At 73.4% G+C, this 2,008-nt stretch carries 1 protein-coding gene; it reads left to right on the top strand.

From position 1 onward, the window contains the following. Positions 1-1,784 (top strand): ATP-binding cassette domain-containing protein (locus MFF42_RS24755; protein ID WP_238258593.1); only part of this gene is annotated, 1,784 nt, incomplete at its 5' end. Positions 1,785-2,008 lie beyond the last annotated feature (224 nt).

Genomic DNA, 2,008 nt, shown 5'->3' on the forward strand with positions numbered 1-2,008 from the left:
CGGCGCTCGCCCTCGTCGTGATCCTCCCCGCACTCCTCATCGCCACCGCCCTGTGGCAGGGCGAGGCCGCCACCGAGGCCGACAACGTCCTGCCCGGAGCCCTGGTCGCCGCGGCCGGCGCCTTCGTGCTGGCGGCGGCCCTGGTCGCCATCAGCCTGCGGCTGTGGAACCAGTACCGGGCGGTCTCCCCCTTGTTCCGCACCATCGCCGAGACCCTGGACGCCCTCGATCCGCGCCTGCCGGGCGACCGCTCCCGCGCGGCCGCCCCGTTCCCGGAGGCGGGCGCCCTCGTCGCCCGCGGCGTCGGCGCCTACGATCCGGGAAGCGGCGAGCGGCTGACCGGGGTCGATCTCGCCCTGCCGATGCCGGCGCATGTGGCGATCGTCGGCCATCGCGGCAGCGGATCGCGGGCGCTCGCCGCCCTGCTCGCCGGGCAGATCGAGCCCACCGCCGGATCGGTCACCTACGGCGGCATCGACCTGCGCGCCCTCGATTCCGCCGAGCGCGCCCGGCGGATCGCGCTGGCCGGCTCCGAGGCGATCCTGATCGAGGGGACGCTGCGGCAGAACCTGCTCTACGGCGCCCGCAGCGGCGACCGGGAGGCCTCGGGCCTGGCCGAGCGCATCGCCATCCTCAAGCTCACCGGCCTCGACGCCTTCGTCTACGAGCGGGGCCTGGAAGCCTCCGTCGATCCGGAGGACGATCCCGCGACCGCGGCGGCGATCGTCGCCGTTCGCCGGGCCGTGCGCGAGGCGCTGGCCCGCGAGGGCATGGCCCGCCTCGTCGAGCCGTTCGACCCGGCCCGCTACAACCACCAGGCGGATATCGGCGAGAACATCCTGTTCGGCGAGGCCGTCAGCCCGGCCTTCTCGCAAGGACGGCTCGCGGCGCATCCCTACTTGCGCGCCGTGCTCGAAGCGGAGGATCTGACCCGGACGCTGGTCGATGTCGGGCTTCAGGTCGCCCGCTCCACCGTCGAGATTTTTTCCGACCTGCCCGACGACCACCCGCTGTTCGAGACCTTCTCGCTCTTCCCGGCGGCGGAGCGGGGCTATTTCGAGGATCTGGTCGCGCGACAGCCCGAGGCCCGCGGCTTCCGGCGCGGCCCCGCGGGGCACCGCGACCGCGAGCGGCTGATCGGGTTGGCCCTGCGCTACAGCGAGACGCGCCACCGCTTCGGCCTGATCGACGCCGCGCTCGAGGAGCGTCTGGTGGCCGCCCGCCACTCCTTCGCGGCGATGCTGCCGCCGCGCTACCGCGAGAAGGTCGAGTTCTACGATCCCTCCCGGCTCACCGCGGCCGCGAGCCTGGAGGAGAACCTGCTGTTCGGCCGCATCACGCAAGGGGAGGCGGGGGCCGAGGGGCGGGTGCGCTCCCTGGTGCGCCGGGTGCTCGCCGAGCAGGGGCTGGAGCCCACCGTCTACCGACTCGGCCTCGCGGCGCGGATCGAGGCGGGCGTCGCGGTGGCGGGCCAGGGCCAGCGCGCGATCCTGGGGGAGGGCGCCATCGGCCCGCGCGAGCGGGTGGCGATCGAGTTCGTGCGCTGCCTCGTGCGCCGCCCCGACATCCTCGTGGTCGGCCTCTCCCTCGACGACCGCAAGCCCGACGAGATCACCGCCCGCATCGAGCGCCTGCGGGCGCTCCGCGCGGGGGCGGCCCTCATCGTCTGCCTGCCGGATGAGGCCACCCTGAACCGGCAGGCGCCGTTCGACGCCGTGCTGCGGGTGGAGCGCAACACCGTGGTGACGGGCGATCCTCAGGAAACCGCCATGGTCAGCGCCTGACGGCTTTACCTCTCCCGCAAAACCGCCCCAAAGCTTGGGCACGAACCGGTTTTCGTCGCCCGTGGGCGCCGCCGGTCGATTCCGGCCTCGATCGAGACGGTGCATGCTCTCCCCGAACGGACCCATCGCATCGTCCCGAAAGGTGGTTGCCGGCTTTCGGGATCCAGGACGATGCGCGAGACGCTTCGGGAGGTCTCACCTGCGCTCCTTCGTGCCGGCCCTGA

It is taken from the genome of Methylorubrum podarium (assembly GCF_022179745.1).
Lineage (GTDB): Bacteria > Pseudomonadota > Alphaproteobacteria > Rhizobiales > Beijerinckiaceae > Methylobacterium > Methylobacterium podarium.